Origin of the sequence: Streptomyces sp. NPDC005805, from assembly GCF_040630445.1 — a bacterium.
GTDB lineage: Bacteria > Actinomycetota > Actinomycetes > Streptomycetales > Streptomycetaceae > Streptomyces.
On sequence record NZ_JBEXXN010000018.1, the window covers coordinates 14,915 to 29,583 of the forward strand.

General features: G+C 74.4%; 12 protein-coding genes, 1 pseudogene and 1 riboswitch. Of the genes and pseudogenes, 9 read left to right on the top strand and 4 right to left on the bottom strand.

The genetic code is table 11. The features are described from left to right. Positions 1–108: 108 nt before the first annotated feature. Positions 109–954, bottom strand: coding sequence for a universal stress protein (locus ABZ457_RS12800; RefSeq protein ID WP_359156997.1), 846 nt, complete (start codon positions 952–954; stop codon positions 109–111). 183 nt (positions 955–1,137) lie between these two features. Here ABZ457_RS12800 and ABZ457_RS12805 point away from each other — a divergent pair, with 183 nt between their 5' ends. Both ABZ457_RS12805 and ABZ457_RS12810 read left to right on the top strand, forming a co-directional pair. After that, entirely contained in the window at positions 1,138–2,013 is an 876-nt protein-coding gene (locus tag ABZ457_RS12805) for an HAD-IA family hydrolase (RefSeq protein WP_359156999.1), read from the top strand. A gap of 76 nt (positions 2,014–2,089) precedes the next feature. Continuing rightward, positions 2,090–4,498, top strand: coding sequence for a glycosyl hydrolase family 65 protein (locus tag ABZ457_RS12810; protein WP_359157001.1), 2,409 nt, complete (start codon positions 2,090–2,092; stop codon positions 4,496–4,498). Positions 4,499–4,531: 33 nt separating this feature from the next. On the opposite strand, the gene ABZ457_RS12815 is transcribed toward ABZ457_RS12810, so the two are convergent. Continuing rightward, positions 4,532–5,143 carry a CBS domain-containing protein gene (locus ABZ457_RS12815; protein WP_359157003.1) on the bottom strand — a complete coding sequence of 204 codons (612 nt, stop codon included), beginning with the start codon at positions 5,141–5,143 and terminating at the stop codon, positions 4,532–4,534. Positions 5,144–5,395: 252 nt separating this feature from the next. Here ABZ457_RS12815 and ABZ457_RS12820 point away from each other — a divergent pair, with 252 nt between their 5' ends. The 5 genes from ABZ457_RS12820 to ABZ457_RS12840 all read left to right on the top strand — a co-directional run bounded on the left by ABZ457_RS12820 (position 5,396) and on the right by ABZ457_RS12840 (position 9,913). Then, the gene (locus tag ABZ457_RS12820; protein WP_359157005.1) at positions 5,396–6,097 is read left to right on the top strand and encodes a pyridoxamine 5'-phosphate oxidase family protein; all 702 of its coding nucleotides are present in this window, start codon (positions 5,396–5,398) and stop codon (positions 6,095–6,097) included. Between the two features lie 328 nt (positions 6,098–6,425). Next, positions 6,426–6,626, top strand: a riboswitch (cyclic di-AMP (ydaO/yuaA leader). 4 nt (positions 6,627–6,630) lie between these two features. Next, positions 6,631–7,401, top strand: coding sequence for a LysM peptidoglycan-binding domain-containing protein (locus tag ABZ457_RS12825; RefSeq protein ID WP_359157007.1), 771 nt, complete (start codon positions 6,631–6,633; stop codon positions 7,399–7,401). Positions 7,402–7,599: 198 nt separating this feature from the next. Beyond that, complete coding sequence (locus ABZ457_RS12830; RefSeq protein WP_359157009.1) at positions 7,600–8,280, top strand: ABC transporter permease; 681 nt, start codon at positions 7,600–7,602, stop codon at positions 8,278–8,280. Continuing rightward, positions 8,277–8,954 carry an ABC transporter permease gene (locus tag ABZ457_RS12835; protein ID WP_359157011.1) on the top strand — a complete coding sequence of 226 codons (678 nt, stop codon included), beginning with the start codon at positions 8,277–8,279 and terminating at the stop codon, positions 8,952–8,954. The genes ABZ457_RS12830 and ABZ457_RS12835 overlap by 4 nt, the downstream gene beginning before the upstream one ends. Further along, positions 8,951–9,913, top strand: coding sequence for an ABC transporter substrate-binding protein (locus tag ABZ457_RS12840; RefSeq protein ID WP_359157013.1), 963 nt, complete (start codon positions 8,951–8,953; stop codon positions 9,911–9,913). The genes ABZ457_RS12835 and ABZ457_RS12840 overlap by 4 nt, the downstream gene beginning before the upstream one ends. Positions 9,914–9,928: 15 nt before the next feature. On the opposite strand, the pseudogene ABZ457_RS12845 reads toward ABZ457_RS12840, so the two are convergent. Together ABZ457_RS12845 and ABZ457_RS12850 are read right to left on the bottom strand one after the other, a co-directional pair. Then, positions 9,929–10,246: pseudogene (locus ABZ457_RS12845) on the bottom strand (cupin); the annotation flags it as partial. A gap of 348 nt (positions 10,247–10,594) precedes the next feature. After that, a complete protein-coding gene (locus tag ABZ457_RS12850; RefSeq protein ID WP_359157015.1) occupies positions 10,595–11,758 on the bottom strand; it encodes a betaine/proline/choline family ABC transporter ATP-binding protein in 1,164 nt (387 codons plus the stop codon). A gap of 316 nt (positions 11,759–12,074) precedes the next feature. On the opposite strand from ABZ457_RS12850, the gene ABZ457_RS12855 reads away from it, so the two are divergent. Together ABZ457_RS12855 and ABZ457_RS12860 are read left to right on the top strand one after the other, a co-directional pair. Beyond that, positions 12,075–13,187, top strand: coding sequence for a glycoside hydrolase family 5 protein (locus ABZ457_RS12855; RefSeq protein WP_359157017.1), 1,113 nt, complete (start codon positions 12,075–12,077; stop codon positions 13,185–13,187). Between the two features lie 127 nt (positions 13,188–13,314). After that, positions 13,315–14,613, top strand: a complete 1,299-nt coding sequence (locus ABZ457_RS12860; protein ID WP_359157019.1) for an alpha/beta fold hydrolase — start codon at positions 13,315–13,317, stop codon at positions 14,611–14,613. The last annotated feature ends 56 nt before the right edge of the window (positions 14,614–14,669 follow it).

Below are 14,669 nucleotides of genomic sequence, written 5' to 3' on the forward strand. Positions count from 1 at the left end.
CCCGCCGCGCCCCCGAGCCGGCCCGGAGCCGCTCACTCCGGGCGCGCCGGAGTCCGCGGCGCGGCGCGCCGCAGGGCGGGGGCGGCGACCCGCGCCGCCCCCGCCCCCTCAGCCGTGGGCCACCACGGCGACCGGGGCCGCGCAGTGGTGGATCGCCGCGTGGGTCACGGGGCCGATGTGCGGGACGACCGGGGCCCGGCGGACGCGGCGGCCGACCACGACGAGTGACGCGTCCGCCGCCTCCTCCACCAGGGCCTGGCCGGGGGAGCCCTCGACCGCGCGCTCGACGACCGGGACCGTCGGGTAGCGGCGTCGCCAGGGGTCCAGCACCCCGGCCAGTTCCTCCGCCGCACGGCGCTCGGCGGCCGCCCGGTGCCCCGGCGAGTGCGAGTGGAAGCGCGCGATCCGCGCCGCGTGCACCGCGTGCAGCGGCCGCCCGCCCCGCAGCGCGGCGGCGAAGCCGAAGTCCAGCACCTGGTCGGTGTCGTCGTGCGGGTCCACCCCGACCACCACCCCGCCCGCCGCCTCACGCCCCCCGGCCCGGACGAGCACCACAGGCGTCGTCGTCGCCGCGATCACGCCCATGCCGACGGACCCCATCAGCGCCCCGGCCACCGTGCCCAGCCCCCGAGAGCCCAGCACCAGCAGCTCCGCCTCGGCGGACTCCACCGCGAGCGCGGCGGCGGCCCGCCCGGAGAGCCGCCGGGTCGCCAAGTCGACATCCGGGTGGGCGCGCCGCAGCTCCCCGGCGACCTCCTCCAGCATCCGGTCCGCCCAGTGCCGGTGGTCGTCCCGGTCGATCGTCGGCACGGCCACGGCGAGCGGCAGCGGCCACTCCTCGACGTGCACCAGCAGCAGCCGCGCACCGCGGAGCACCGCCTCACGCGCGGCCCAGTGCCCCGCCGCGACGCTCTCCTCCGAGCTGTCGACCCCCGCGGTCACCTGGCGGACCATCGCACGCCCTCCTCACACCCGTACGCCTCCAGGGTCCCCCTTCACGCCCCCGGCCGCCCGCCGTCCCGGGCCCGTCCCGCTCCGCAGGCGGGCCCGGCGTCGCGACGCCATCCTGATCGGAGGGCCCGCGCGACGCCCGGCGCGGGCGGAGACCCGGGCCCGGGCCGGAGAGGAGGGACCGGGATGGCCGCAGCGAGCACCCCCGCCGACCACTCCGGCGCGGCCGCGAACCGCACCCCCGCCGACCGCGACCACGCGGACACGCACCCCGCCCCCGCCCGCCCCGCCCCCACCTCCGTCCCCGACGCGCTCCGCCCCTTCGACGCCGTCGTCCTCGACACCGACGGTGTCATCACGGACTCCGCCCGCGTCCACGCCGCCGCCTGGAAGACCGCCTTCGACGCCTGCCTGCGCGACCACCCGCCCGAGGCCCCCGCCGACCGGCGCCCCTTCGACCCGGTCGCGGACTACCTGCGCCATGTCGACGGCCGTTCCCGGGCCGACGGCGCCGCCGCGTTCCTCGCCTCCCGGGGGCTCACCCTCCCCGAGGGCGGCCCGGACGACCCGCCGGGCACCGGCAGCGTCGGCGCGGTCGCCGCGTACAAGGACCGGCTGTTCACCGAACGGCTGGCGCACGACGGCGTCGACGCCTACCCGGGCACCCTGCGCCTGCTGGAGCTGCTGCACACCGCCGGGGTGCCCCTCGCCGCGGTCTCCGCCTCCCGCCACGCCCGGGAGCTGATCACCCGCGCCGGAGTGCTGCCCCGGCTGGACGCCCTGGTCGACGGCAACGAGGCGGCCCGGCTCGGGCTGCCCGGCAAGCCGGACCCGGCACTGTTCCTGGAGGCCGCGCGCCGCCTCGGCGCCGACCCGGCCCGCACCGTGGTCGTCGAGGACGCCCTCGCGGGCGTCGCGGCCGGCCACCGGGGCGGCTTCGGCCTGGTCGTCGGCGTGGACCGGACCGGCGGCCCCGGCACCGCCGACGCCCTGCGCGAACACGGCGCCGACCTCGTCGTCCGCGATCTCGGCGACCTCCTCCCGACCGGGGACACGACATGAACCACGACGAGACGAGCGGCGACGCGACCGCAGGTGCGCCCGGCGCGACGACCGCCGGGGCGAGCGGGGGCGCGGCATGAACGACGAGGACTGGATCTGGGCCTACGAGGGCTACGACCCCGGCAGCGAGCGGCTGCGCGAAGCCCTGTGCACCCTGGGCAACGGTTACTTCGCGACCCGCGGCGCGGCCCCCGAGTGCACCGCCGGCGAGTACCACTACCCCGGCACCTACGCGGCCGGCTGCTACAACCGGCTGACCTCGGACATCGCAGGCCGCCAGGTCGAGAACGAGGACATGGTCAACCTCCCCGACTGGCTCCCGCTGCGCTTCCGCCCGCACAGCGAGGAGGGCGACGAGCCCTGGTTCACACCCGACGGCGACGGACTGCGCGAACACCGCCAGCAACTCGACCTCCGCTCCGGCACCCTGGAACGCACCATGCGCTACGCCGCCCCGGACGGACGCACCCTGACGGTCCGCCAGCTCCGCCTGGTGCACATGGGCGACCCCCATCTGGCCGCCCTGCGCACCGAGTTCACCGCCGAGGGCTGGTCCGGCGACATCGAGGTGGAGGCGGCCCTCGACGGCACCGTCACCAACAGCGGCGTCGCCCGCTACCGCGACCTCGACGGCCGTCACCTGGTGCACGTCAACGCGGGCGACGGCGACCCGGAGGTGGTCTGGCTGCGCTGCCGGACGGTCACCTCCGACATCCGCGTCGGCCTCGCCGCCCGCACCGGCGCCGACGCGCCCGCCGCCCACGAACTGCCCCGCACCGCCCACGAGCCCATGCGGGCCGTGCAACTCCTGCGGCTCACCCTCACCCACGGCCGCCCGCGCACCGTCGACAAGATCGTGGCCCTGCACACCTCGCGCGACCCCGCGATCAGCGACCCGCTGCACGCGGCGGCCGACCGGGTGCGCCGTGCGCCGGACTTCGACACCCTCCTGGAGTCCCACCGCACGGCCTGGCGGGCCCTGTGGCGGCGCGGCGACCTGGACGTGCGCGGCGAGGCCGGCCGGATCCTGCGGCTGCACCTCTTCCACGTCCTGCAGACCCTCTCCCCGCACACGGCCGACCTCGACGTCGGTGTCCCGGCCCGGGGCCTGCACGGCGAGGCGTACCGCGGACACGTCTTCTGGGACGAGCTGTTCGTCCTGCCCTACCTCAACCTGCGCTTCCCGGAGGTCTCCCGCGCCCTGCTCACCTACCGCCACCGCCGCCTGGAGGCCGCCCGCGTCCTCGCCCGCGACGCCGGCTACCAGGGGGCCATGTACCCGTGGCAGAGCGGCAGCGACGGCCGGGAGGAGACCCAGCAGCTCCATCTCAACCCCCGTTCCGGCCGCTGGCTGCCCGACCACTCCCGCCTCCAGCACCACGTCGGCTCGGCCATCGCGTACAACGTCTGGCAGTACTGCGAGGCGAGCGGCGACGCCGAGTTCCTGCACACCAAGGGCGCGGCGATGCTCACCGGGATCGCCCGCTTCTGGGCGGACTTCGCGGACTGGGACCCCGGCCTCGGCCGCTACCGGATCCGGGGGGTCGTCGGACCCGACGAGTACCACGACGCCTATCCGGACGCGGAGCGGCCGGGGCTCGACGACAACGCGTACACCAACGTCACCGCCGCCTGGGTGCTCGCCCGGGCCCTGGAGGTGGCCCGTGAACTGCCCGAGCCGCGCCGCGTCGAGCTGTTCGAGCGCCATGGGCTCACCACCACCGAGCTGGAGCACTGGGAGGAGGTGTCACGGAAGCTGTACGTCCCCTTCCACGACGGTGTCATCAGCCAGTTCCACGGCTACGGGGAGCTGGCCGAGCTGGACTGGGCGGGGCTGCGGGCCCGGCACGGGGACATCCGCCGCCTGGACCGGGTGCTGGAGGCGGAGGACGACACGGTCAACCGCTACCAGGCGTCGAAGCAGGCCGATGTGCTGATGCTCGGCTACCTGTTCGCACCGGCGGAGCTGCGCGCCCTGCTGGCCCGGCTCGGCTACGAGCTGGACGACCGGACCTGGCACCGCACGGTCGACTACTACCTGCGCCGGACGAGCCACGGCTCCACACTCAGCGGGCTGGTCCACGGCTGGGTGCTCGCCCGGGTCCGGCGGGAGGAGGCGTGGGACTTCTGCCGTGAGGCGCTGGAGGGGGACATCGCGGACCTCCAGGGCGGCACCACGGAGGAGGGCGTCCACCTGGGCGCGATGGCGGGCACCCTGGACCTGGTCCAGCGCGGGCTGACCGGCATGGAGACCCGCTCCGGCGCCCTGTGGTTCGACCCGGTGCCCTCCCCGCAGCTCGCGGAGTACGGGTTCAGCGTGCGCTACCACGGCCACTGGGGCGTCGGGGTGCGGATGCGGCCGGGGGAGCTGACGATCGCCCTCCCGGCCACCCCGGACGGCCTGCCCATCGACGTACGCCTCGGCGACCGCACGGTGACCGTCGCCCCGGGCACCTCCCGCACCCTGGACCTCCCCGACGCCTGACACCCGCCCCGGCCCGGCCCCCCGCCGGGAGGGTCAGGCCACCGGTCCCGCCATGTCGTCGGCCTCCCAGTCGAGCCGGTCGACCACATCCACCACACCGTCGATGCTCTGGCACAGACGGACGACGATCCGTACCAGGGAGCGTTGCTCCAGGGTGCCGCTGAGGGTCACCCGGCCGTCGTCGACCTGCACCGAGACCGCGGCGGGGGAGACCCCGAGGGTGCCCGAGAGCACGTCCTCGACGATCTCCTCCTGGATCGACCGGTCCCGGCGCAGGAAGAGCTGGAGCAGATCGCTGCGGCTCACCACCCCGATGAGCCGCCCCGTGCCGTCCACCACGGGCAGCCGCTTGATGTGCCTCTCCTCCATCACCCGGGCGGCCGCCACCGCGCTCCATTCGGGCCGGGCCACCACCGCCGGGCTGGTCATCAGCCCTTCGGCGGTGTCGGAGGCGGTGCCGCCGGTGTGCCGGCGCAGCAGGTCCGCCTCCGAGACGACCCCCAGGGGTCGGCCCTCCTCGTCGACCACGGGCACGGCGGTGATCCCGTACTCGTCGAGCAGCCGGGCGATCTCCTTGAAGGCCGTGCCGGGCTGGGCGACCACCGCCTGCGGGGTCATCAGGTCGGCCACCGAGCGGTGTCTCATCGCGCACCGGTCCCAGGGCCTGTGCGCGGGCCTGCCGGAGAAGTCATGCGCGGTACCTCCACATGCGTGCGGTCCTGTTGGGGACAGTATTTCCGAGTCTGTCCGGGACCCCGCGGCCGGGTGCCCGCCGCGCGTCGCCGCCGTGCGGGCCCGGCCCCCGCTGACTACCGTGGGCGCGGGACGGCGTACGCGCCGTGTCCGCGCCGGGCGACCGGCCCACCCGGACCGACCGACAGGGGAAGGTGCCCGACCATGCCGGGACAACCGCACACGGAGCCATCCGGAGCAGGCCGGGGACGACTCGGCGGGGACATCGGCCGCCGGGTCGGGGCGCGGCGGCGGGAGCTGGGGCTCTCTCGCGAGGAGGTCGCCACCCGGGCCGGATCGGCCCCCGGCTACATCCAGTACCTGGAGGAGAACCCCGCGGCCCCGGGTATGGGGTTCCTGCTGCGGCTCGCGGACGCCCTGGAGACGACGGTCACCGCGCTCACCGGCAGCGGGGCCGACCTGCCGGAGGGGCTGGGCCGGGCGGGCTACCACCCGGAGCTGGTGGAGCTGGACGCACCGGAATGCTGGGATCTGCTCGGCACCCACGGCGTCGGGCGGGTCGCCGTGACCACCCCGGACGGGCCCGCGATCCTGCCGGTGAACTACGTGGTCTCGGAGGGCGAGGTCGCCTTCCGCACCTCCCCCGGGGCCCTGCCCGGCCGGGCCGCCGGCGGGGAGGTCGCCTTCGAGGTGGACCACATCGACGAGGCGTTCAGCCAGGGCTGGAGCGTGCTGGTGGTGGGCGACGCGCGGACGGTGGCGGACGGGGACGCGGTCCGCCGGCTCGACGAACTCGCGTACAGCGCTCCGTGGGCGGGCGGCGACCGGGAGCTGTGGATCGCCGTCGCGCCGGAGCGGGTCACCGGGCGGCGCATCCTGGTCCGCGGGGCACCCGGAAACGCATAGCGTGCAAAACGGGCATCATTGATGAAATTCCCACCATATTCCCCCCTCTCTCTCGGGAGGGGGGAACCTGTGCATTCATGCGGCGCAATGTCCGTTTACATGCCCAATGGGATATCTGGCGTTCTTTGTGATCGGTTCCGTGACATCGGTCACGCGCCCACTCCGCCGTTGTTCACCGCGCACCCCCAGAGGGCTTTCCGTGCAAGCGAACTGATGCCCCGTCGGGGAATGCGCAACATCATTTACCCGCCCTTTGAGATCGCGGACATTGTGGTTGTGAATTCCAGGCTTGTTCCCGGGCGAGCGTCTCGCCTACGGTCGCGGCATTCCGGATGGAACGCCGAATCCTGCCACTGTCCGGATACCCGATCACATCACCCGTAACGGCAGGAGCGGGGGAACCAGGTAAGTCGCCGGACCGGAATCCACACGGGATACCGGGACGGCTCGGGGTGAAGCCGCGCCCAGCGCGGCCGGGCAGCTCCAGCCCGAACCCGACAGCTCACCTCGCAGGCGACGGAGAGGAACTCGTCATGCCTGCACACGGCAAGCACCGCCGCCCCAGGACCAGCCGCCTGGCCCGCCACCTCGTCGCCGCCGGCACCGGCACCGCCGCCCTCGCCCTCCCGGTCCTCGGCGCGGCCACCGCCACCGCCGCCCCCGCCGCGGAGCTCCCGGCCGCCGCGGCCGCCGCCCCCGCGAAGAAGGCGCCCGCCACCTACTCCGTGGTCGCCGGCGACTCGCTGTCCGCGATCGCCGCCGCGCACTCCCTGGAAGGCGGCTGGCAGAAGCTCTACCAGGACAACCGCCGGGCCGTCGGCGCCAACCCGTCCCTGATCCACCCCGGCCTGGAGCTGACCGTCGGCGGCAAGGCCGCCACCAAGGCCAAGGCCCCCGCCAAGCCCGCCGCCGAGCGCGCCGACCGCTCCGAGAAGCGCACCGCCCCGGTCGCGCAGCAGGCCGAGGCCGCCCCGAAGACGTACTCGGACGACCTCGACGGCTGGATCAAGGAATCGCTGGACATCATGGCCCAGCACGGAATTCCGGGCAGCTACGACGGCATCTACCGCAACATCATGCGGGAGTCCTCCGGAAACCCGCTGGCGATCAACAACTGGGACTCCAACGCCGCCAAGGGAACGCCTTCCAAGGGCCTTCTCCAGGTGATCGACCCGACCTTCCAGGCGTACCACGTCCCGGGCACCTCGACGGACAGCTACGACCCCGTCGCCAACATCACGGCCGCCTGCAACTACGCCGCCGACCGCTACGGTTCGATCGACAACGTCAACGGTCCCTACTGACCGGAAAGGCCGAATCCACGGATTCGACCGCCGTACATCCCATTGCAGAAGCCAACGGACGCCGGGCGCCCGGACCGTCACCGCACGGTCCGGCCACCCGGCGTCCGCGCATTCCCCCGGTAAAGGCGTCCGCGCCCGCCGCCCCCGGACAGCGCACCAGTCCGCGCGGCGGTCCTCCGCCCGCGCTGCAATGGACAGATGACGGCGCCACCCGACGACTGCCTCGCCCGCAACGAGTGGATCTGCGGCGACTACCTCTCCACCCGCAGCGAGATCCTCGTCGACGCCGTGCTCCAGCACCTGGAGCTGACCTTCCTCTCCGTCCTCATCGGGCTGGTCCTCGCCGTGCCCCTCGCCGTCGCCGCCCGCCGCTGGGGCTGGGCCGCGGCTCCCGTCCTCGCCCTGACGACGATCCTCTACACCATCCCGTCCCTGGCGATGTTCTCCCTGCTGCTGCCGGTCTACGGACTCTCCGCCGCCCTGGTCGTCGCGGGACTGGTCCTCTACTCGCTCACCCTCCTCGTCCGCAACATCCTCGCCGGGCTGCGCGCCGTGCCCGAGGAGACCCGGCAGGCCGCCCGCGGCATGGGCTACGGACCCGTCCGCCTGCTCTGCACCGTCGAACTGCCCCTCGCCCTGCCCGCCGCCATGGCCGGACTGCGCATCGCCACCGTCTCGGCCGTCTCCCTCGTCACCATCGGCGCGATCGTCGGCTACGGCGGCCTCGGGAACCTCATCTGGTCCGGGATGAACACCTACTTCAAGGCCCAGGTGCTCACCGCCTCCGTGCTGTGCGTGGTCATCGCGGTCGCCGCCGACCTGCTCCTGCTGCTGGTGCAGCGGCTGCTCACCCCCTGGACGCGGAAGGGGGCCGCGTGAACACCCTCTCCGCCACCTGGGACTGGCTCACCACCGCCTCGAACTGGTCGGGCGACGGCGGCATCACCCAGCGCCTGATCGAACACCTCTACCTCACCGGGGTCTGCCTCGGCATCAGCTGCCTGGTCGCCCTCCCCGTCGCCCTCGTCCTCGGCCACCTCGGCAAGGGCGGCGCACTCGCCGTCAACCTCTCCAACATCGGCCGCGCCGTCCCCACCTTCGCCGTCCTCGTCCTGCTGCTGCTCAGCCCGATCGGCGGCTGGGGGACCTGGCCCACCGTCATCGCCCTGGTCCTCTTCGCCGTCCCGCCGCTCCTCACCAACGCCTATGTCGGCATGCGCGGCGTCGACCCGGACGTGGTGCGGGCGGCCCGGGGGATGGGCATGACCGGCGCGCAGACCATGCTGCGCGTGGAGGTGCCGCTCGCCCTGCCGCTGATCACCACCGGGCTGCGCATCGCCGCTGTGCAACTCGTCGCCACCGCCACCATCGCGGCCCTGGCCGGCGGCGGGGGACTGGGCCGGATCATCACCGCCGGGTTCAACCTCGCCTCCACCCCGCAGGTGGTCGCGGGGGCCGTCCTCGTCGCCGTGTTCGCCCTCCTCGTGGAGGGGCTGTTCGAACTCGCGCAGCGGCTCGCCCCGGCCTGGTCGCGGGGGAGCGGCGCCGTATGACCGCACCGCCCGCCCTCGCCCTGCGGACCGTGCTCGCCGCGTTCCTCCTCGCCCTCACCGCCGCCTGCGCGACCGGCCCCTCCCTGGAGGACCAGGGCGAGATCACCGCCCCGCCCGGCGAGAGCCGCAGCCTCACCGTCGGATCGGCCGGCTTCACCGAGTCCGACCTCCTCGCCCGGATGTACGCCCTCCTGCTGGAGGAGGCCGGGTACGACACCGAGATCCTCTCCGTCACCAACCGCGAGCTGTACGAACCGGCCCTGGAGAGCGGTCAGATCGACGTCGTCCCCGAATACGCGGCCACCTTCGCGGACTGGCTCAACGCCAAGGAGAACGGCCCCGACGCCCCGCCCGCCGGATCGCCCGACCTCGACGCCACCATGACCGCGCTCCGCCGCCTCGCCACCCCGCGCGGGCTCGACGTCCTCCCGCCCGGCCGCGCGGTCGACCAGAACGCCTTCGCCGTCACCAGGGAGTTCGCCGCCGAACACCGCCTGCGCACCCTCGGCGACCTCGGCCGCGCGAAGATCCCGGTCCGGCTGGCGGCCGGCGACGAGTGCGTCAGCCGCCCCTACTGCGCCCCCGGCCTGCGCAAGGTGTACGGGATCGACATCATCGCCGTGGACCCCAAGGGCGTGGGCACCACCCAGGCCAAGCAGGCCGTCCAGAGCGGACGCGACCAGATGGTCCTCACCACGACCACCGACGCGACCCTGGACGAGTTCGGCCTCGTCCTGCTCGCCGACGACAAGCACCTCCAGAACGCGGACTACATCGTGCCGGTCGTCAACCGCGCCCGGGCCGGCGGCAAGGGCGTCACCGGAGCCCTCGACCGGCTGAACGAAGTCCTCACCACCGCCGACCTGGCCCGGCTCAACCAGCAGGTCGACAGCTGGCGACGCCTCCCGGAGGACGTCGCCCGGGCCTATCTGGAGTCCAAGGGCCTGCTGAAGCCCTGACCCGTACCAAGCCGCTCAGTGCGCGGACGCGTAGGTCTCCAGGTGTCCGCACATCCCGAACCGCCGCCCCGGCAGAGGGCGTTCCGCCCGCACCACGGCCCCGGCCAGATACCCCGTAACGCCCCCGGCCAGCAGATCGAGCTGTTCCCCGGTCGCCGCCGAGGCCGCCGCCGCGCCAGCCCGCCAGCGCTCCCGCCAGGCGCCGGTCCGGTCCCGGACGAGGGCGCCCGCCGCGCGGTGGAAGGCGGCGAGCGGTTCCGGGTCCCCGGCCCCCGTCGCCTCGCGCAGCCGCGCGTACCCCTCCAGGGCCAGGTCCCGCCGCCCGCGGGCCGCGGCCGCCAGCTCCTCCTCCGTGCCGTCCTCGGGCAGCGCGGCGGCGGCCGGCCAGTCGTAGACCGTCAGCCGGGACACGCCGATCCCGCCGGGCGGGCCGTCGTAGGGGAGGGCCGGGCCGGGGAGGGCTGGACCCTGGTCCGTCAGGGTCGTCTCCTCGCGTCGCGGCGGGCCGCCCTCGGGCGGCGGCCCGTACGGCAAGCGCTTTCCGTGCGCGCCGCGGTGGAACCTAGGCCCGCCGCCCGGCCCCGGTCAAGACCGCCGCCCGCCCCGGGCGGCAGGGCGGCCGTCCTCCCCGGGCGAGCACCCGCCCCGCGCACCCCGCGCACCCGGCGAGTCCGCGCCGGCTCACGCGTCCGCCACCGAGTCGAACTCCACCTCGTCCCGCGCCACCCCCTGCGCGTCCGCGTCCACCGAGCGGCGCAGGGCCTCATGGAGCTTCGCCGGGGTCAGCACCCCGAGGAAGCGGTCGCCGTCCAGGACCGCCACCCACCCGGCGTCGTGCTGGAGCATCTCGCTGAACGCCTGCTTCAGGGGCGCGCCGACCGGTACCCACGCGTCCATCCGCCGGGCCAGGTCCCCGACCGTCCCCCGCCCGCCCGCGAGCGACAGGGCCTCGGTGGCCACCCAGCCGTGCAGGGCGCCCGCCCGGTCCAGGACCACCGCCCAGCGGGCCTCGTCCGCCCGCAGCCGGGCCGCCGCCGGCGCCGCCGGCTCGTCGACGCGCGCGGTGGGCGGCTGCTCCAGGTCGGCCGCCTCGATCGCGGTGACCGACAGCCGCTTCAGGCCCCGGTCGGTGCCGACGAACCGGGCCACATACGGGGTCGCCGGGGTGCCCAGGACCGCGCCGGGCGTGTCGAACTGCTCGATCCGGCCCTGCCCGTACACCGCGATCCGGTCACCCATCCGGACCGCCTCCTCGATGTCGTGGGTGACCATCAGGACGGTCTTGCGCACGGTGGCCTGGAGGTTCAGGAACTCGTTCTGGAGCCGCTCGCGCACCACCGGGTCCACCGCGCCGAAGGGTTCGTCCATCAGCAGCACCGGCGGATCGGCTGCCAGCGCGCGGGCGACGCCGACCCGCTGGCGCTGCCCGCCGGAGAGCTGCGCCGGGTAGCGGCCGCCGTAGACGGAGGGGTCGAGGCCGACCAGATCGAGGAGTTCGGCGGCGCGGGCGCGGGCCCGGGACTTCTTCCAGCCCGTCAGCACCGGGACGGTCGCCGTGTTGTCGAGCACGGTCCGGTGCGGGAACAGCCCGGCCTGCTGGATGACGTAGCCGATCCGGCGGCGCAGTTTCACCGGGTCCACGGTCCGGATGTCCTCGCCGCCGACCAGGATGCGGCCGGAGGTGGGCTCGATGAGCCGGTTGACCATCATCATCGTGGTCGTCTTCCCACAGCCGGACGGGCCGACGAGGGTGACGAGTTCGCCCTCGGCCACCTCGAACGACAGCCCGTCGACGGCCGTCGTGCCGTCCGGATAGACCTTCGCGACCTGCTCGAACCGGATCATGGGCCAACGTTAGGCCGTGTCCGGAACGTCTCGCCCGGTTCGCGGCGTCCGGGCGAACGGCGCGACGTTCCGGACACTCCCCAGGAGCGGCCGGTGGGCGGCGCACACGGGCCCGGACTGTCCGGGTCAGGGGCCCGGGCGGGCTCCCGCGTACGGCGCGGGCGGAGCGGACGGGTTCCGTCCGGACTCTTGCCGAGCCTCGGCGGACCCTGCTATCTCCTTCGTTAGGAAAGTTTCCTTCCAATCGCGCTCCGCCCGGTGCGCCCCGACGCACCGGTACCGCCCGGCCCGTCCGCCCAGCCAACGGAGACCCCCCATGAGACCGGCACGGTTCCTCCCCCGCCCCCTCGCCGCCACCGGCGCCCTCGGCGCCGCCCTGGCCCTCGCCCTGACCACCGCCCCCGCGGCCCCCGCCGCGCAAGGCGCCGCCCCCTCCGCCCGGCCCCCGGCCCCTGCCGCCGCGCCCGGCACCTCCGCCGCCCCCGCCGGCAGCCCCGCCGCCGTCAACGGGCAGCTCCGGGTCTGCGGCACCAAGCTCTGCAACCGGTACGGCAAGCCGATCCAGCTGCGCGGTATGAGCAGCCACGGCACCCAGTGGTACAGCCAGTGCCTCACCGGCGGCTCGCTCGACGCCCTCGCGAACGACTGGCGCGCCGACGTCCTGCGCGTCTCCACCTATGTGCAGGAGGGAGGCTACGAGACCGACCCCCGCCGCTACACCGACCTCGCCCACTCCCTCATCGAACAGGCCACCGCGCACGGCATGTACGTGATCGTCGACTGGCACATGCTCAGCCCCGGCGACCCCCACCACAACCTCGAACGCGCCAGGACCTTCTTCGCCGAGATCGCCCAGCGCCACAACGCCAAGACCAACCTCCTCTACGAGATCGCCAACGAGCCCAGCGGTGTGAGCTGGTCGCGCATCAAGAGCTACGCCGAGCAGCTGATCCCGGTCGTCCGGAGCCACGACCCCGAGACCCCGGTCCTGGTCGGCACCCGCGCCTGGTCGTCCTTCGGCGTCTCCGAGGGGGCGAACGAGTCCGAGGTGGTGAACAACCCCGTCAACGCCGCCAACATCATGTACACCTTCCACTTCTACGCCGCCTCCCACCGCGAGGCGTACCTGGACACCCTCTCCCGGGCCGCCGACCGGATCCCCGTGTTCGTCACCGAGTTCGGCACCCAGAACTACGCGGGCGAGGACGCCAACGACTTCGCCATGGCGCAGCGCTACCTCGACCTGATGGCGAACAAGAAGATCAGCTGGGTCAACTGGAACTTCTCCGACGACCACCGCTCCGGGGCCGTCTTCACCTCCGGGACCTGCAACCGGGGCGGCCCCTGGGCCGGGACCTCCTCGCTGAAGCCCGCCGGGGTCTGGGTCCGCGACCGGATCCGCACCCCGGACGACTTCCCCACCGGCTGACCCGAGCCCGGAGCGGCGCCCCTGCCGGGCCGCCCCCGCCGTGCCCTCGTCCGGCCCCTCCTGTGATCCACTGGGGCGGACGAGGGCGCGGCACGCCCTGGGGCACGCACACACAGGAGCAGCAGTTTTGGCCAGCTACCGGCAGCCGGGAGTCGTCCTCACCGACCACCACTTCGCCGTCCCCCTCGACCACGACAACCCCTCCGGCGAACGGATCGAGCTCTACGCCCGCGAGGTCGCCGCCGCCCGGCCCGGCGGGGACCGGCTGCCGTGGCTGGTCTATCTGGAGGGCGGCCCCGGCAACGCCGTCCGGCGCTTCACCGGCGCGCAGGCGTGGCTCGCGAGGGCCGTCCAGGAGTACCGCGTCCTCCTGCTCGACCAGCGCGGCACCGGCCGGTCCACCCCGGCCAACCGGCAGACCCTCCCGCTGCGCGGCGGCCCCGCCGAACAGGCCGCGTACCTCGCCCACTTCCGTGCGGACGCCATCGTCCGCGACTGCGAGAACGTCCGCCGGCAGCTCACCGGCGGGGCGCCCTGGACCGTGCTCGGGCAGAGCTTCGGCGGCTTCTGCGCCACCCACTACCTGTCCACCGCGCCCGAGGGCCTGGACACCGTCCTGATCACCGGTGGGCTGCCCGCCCTGGACGCCCACGCCGACGACGTCTACCGGGCCGCCTATCCCCGTATCCGGCGCAAGAACGAGGCGCACTACGCCCGTTACCCGCAGGACGTGGAACGCGCCCGCCGCATCGGCGCGCACCTCGCGGAGCACCCGGCCGAACTGCCGGACGGCCACCGGCTCACCCCCGAGGTCTTCCAGTCCCTCGGCATCCTGCTCGGCTCCGGGGACGGCAGCCACCAGCTGCACTACCTCCTGGAGAACGCCTTTGTGCGCACCCCGGCCGGGCACGAGCTGTCCGACGCCTTCCTCGCGGGCGTCCGACCGGTCCTCTCCTTCGCCGCCAACCCCCTGTACGCGGTCCTCCACGAGGCGATCTACGCCCAGGGCGGACGCCCCACCGACTGGGCCGCCGAACGGGTGCGCGCCGGGTTCCCCGAATTCGACGCGGCCGGCGCGCTCGCGGGGGAGGGGCCGCTGCTGTTCACCGGGGAGACCATCCACCCCTGGCACTTCACCACCGACCCGGCCCTGCGCCCCCTGCGCGAGACGGCCGAGCTGCTGGCGGCCCGCACCGACTGGCCCGTCCTCTACGACACCGCGCGACTCGCCGGGAACACCGTCCCGGTCGCCGCCGCCGTCTACCACGACGACATGTACGTGGACACGGCCCACTCGCTGGCCACCGCCCGGGCCGTCGGCGGGCTGCGGACCTGGGTGACGGACGAGTACGAGCACGACGGCGTCCGCGCGAGCGGCACCCGGGTCCTGGACCGGCTCATCGGCCTGGCGCGCGGCGAGGTCTGACACCTGATCAGGGCCGCGTATCCGGACGCGGCGAGGTCCGACACCGGATCAGCCGC

Coding starts and splice junctions, on each gene's coding strand:
- ABZ457_RS12800 (WP_359156997.1), bottom strand. CDS start 954: ATGGTCCGCCAGGTGACCGCGGGGGTCGACAGCTCGGAGGAGAGCGTC.
- ABZ457_RS12805 (WP_359156999.1), top strand. CDS start 1,138: ATGGCCGCAGCGAGCACCCCCGCCGACCACTCCGGCGCGGCCGCGAAC.
- ABZ457_RS12810 (WP_359157001.1), top strand. CDS start 2,090: ATGAACGACGAGGACTGGATCTGGGCCTACGAGGGCTACGACCCCGGC.
- ABZ457_RS12815 (WP_359157003.1), bottom strand. CDS start 5,143: ATGAGACACCGCTCGGTGGCCGACCTGATGACCCCGCAGGCGGTGGTC.
- ABZ457_RS12820 (WP_359157005.1), top strand. CDS start 5,396: ATGCCGGGACAACCGCACACGGAGCCATCCGGAGCAGGCCGGGGACGA.
- ABZ457_RS12825 (WP_359157007.1), top strand. CDS start 6,631: ATGCCTGCACACGGCAAGCACCGCCGCCCCAGGACCAGCCGCCTGGCC.
- ABZ457_RS12830 (WP_359157009.1), top strand. CDS start 7,600: ATGACGGCGCCACCCGACGACTGCCTCGCCCGCAACGAGTGGATCTGC.
- ABZ457_RS12840 (WP_359157013.1), top strand. CDS start 8,951: ATGACCGCACCGCCCGCCCTCGCCCTGCGGACCGTGCTCGCCGCGTTC.
- ABZ457_RS12850 (WP_359157015.1), bottom strand. CDS start 11,758: ATGATCCGGTTCGAGCAGGTCGCGAAGGTCTATCCGGACGGCACGACG.
- ABZ457_RS12855 (WP_359157017.1), top strand. CDS start 12,075: ATGAGACCGGCACGGTTCCTCCCCCGCCCCCTCGCCGCCACCGGCGCC.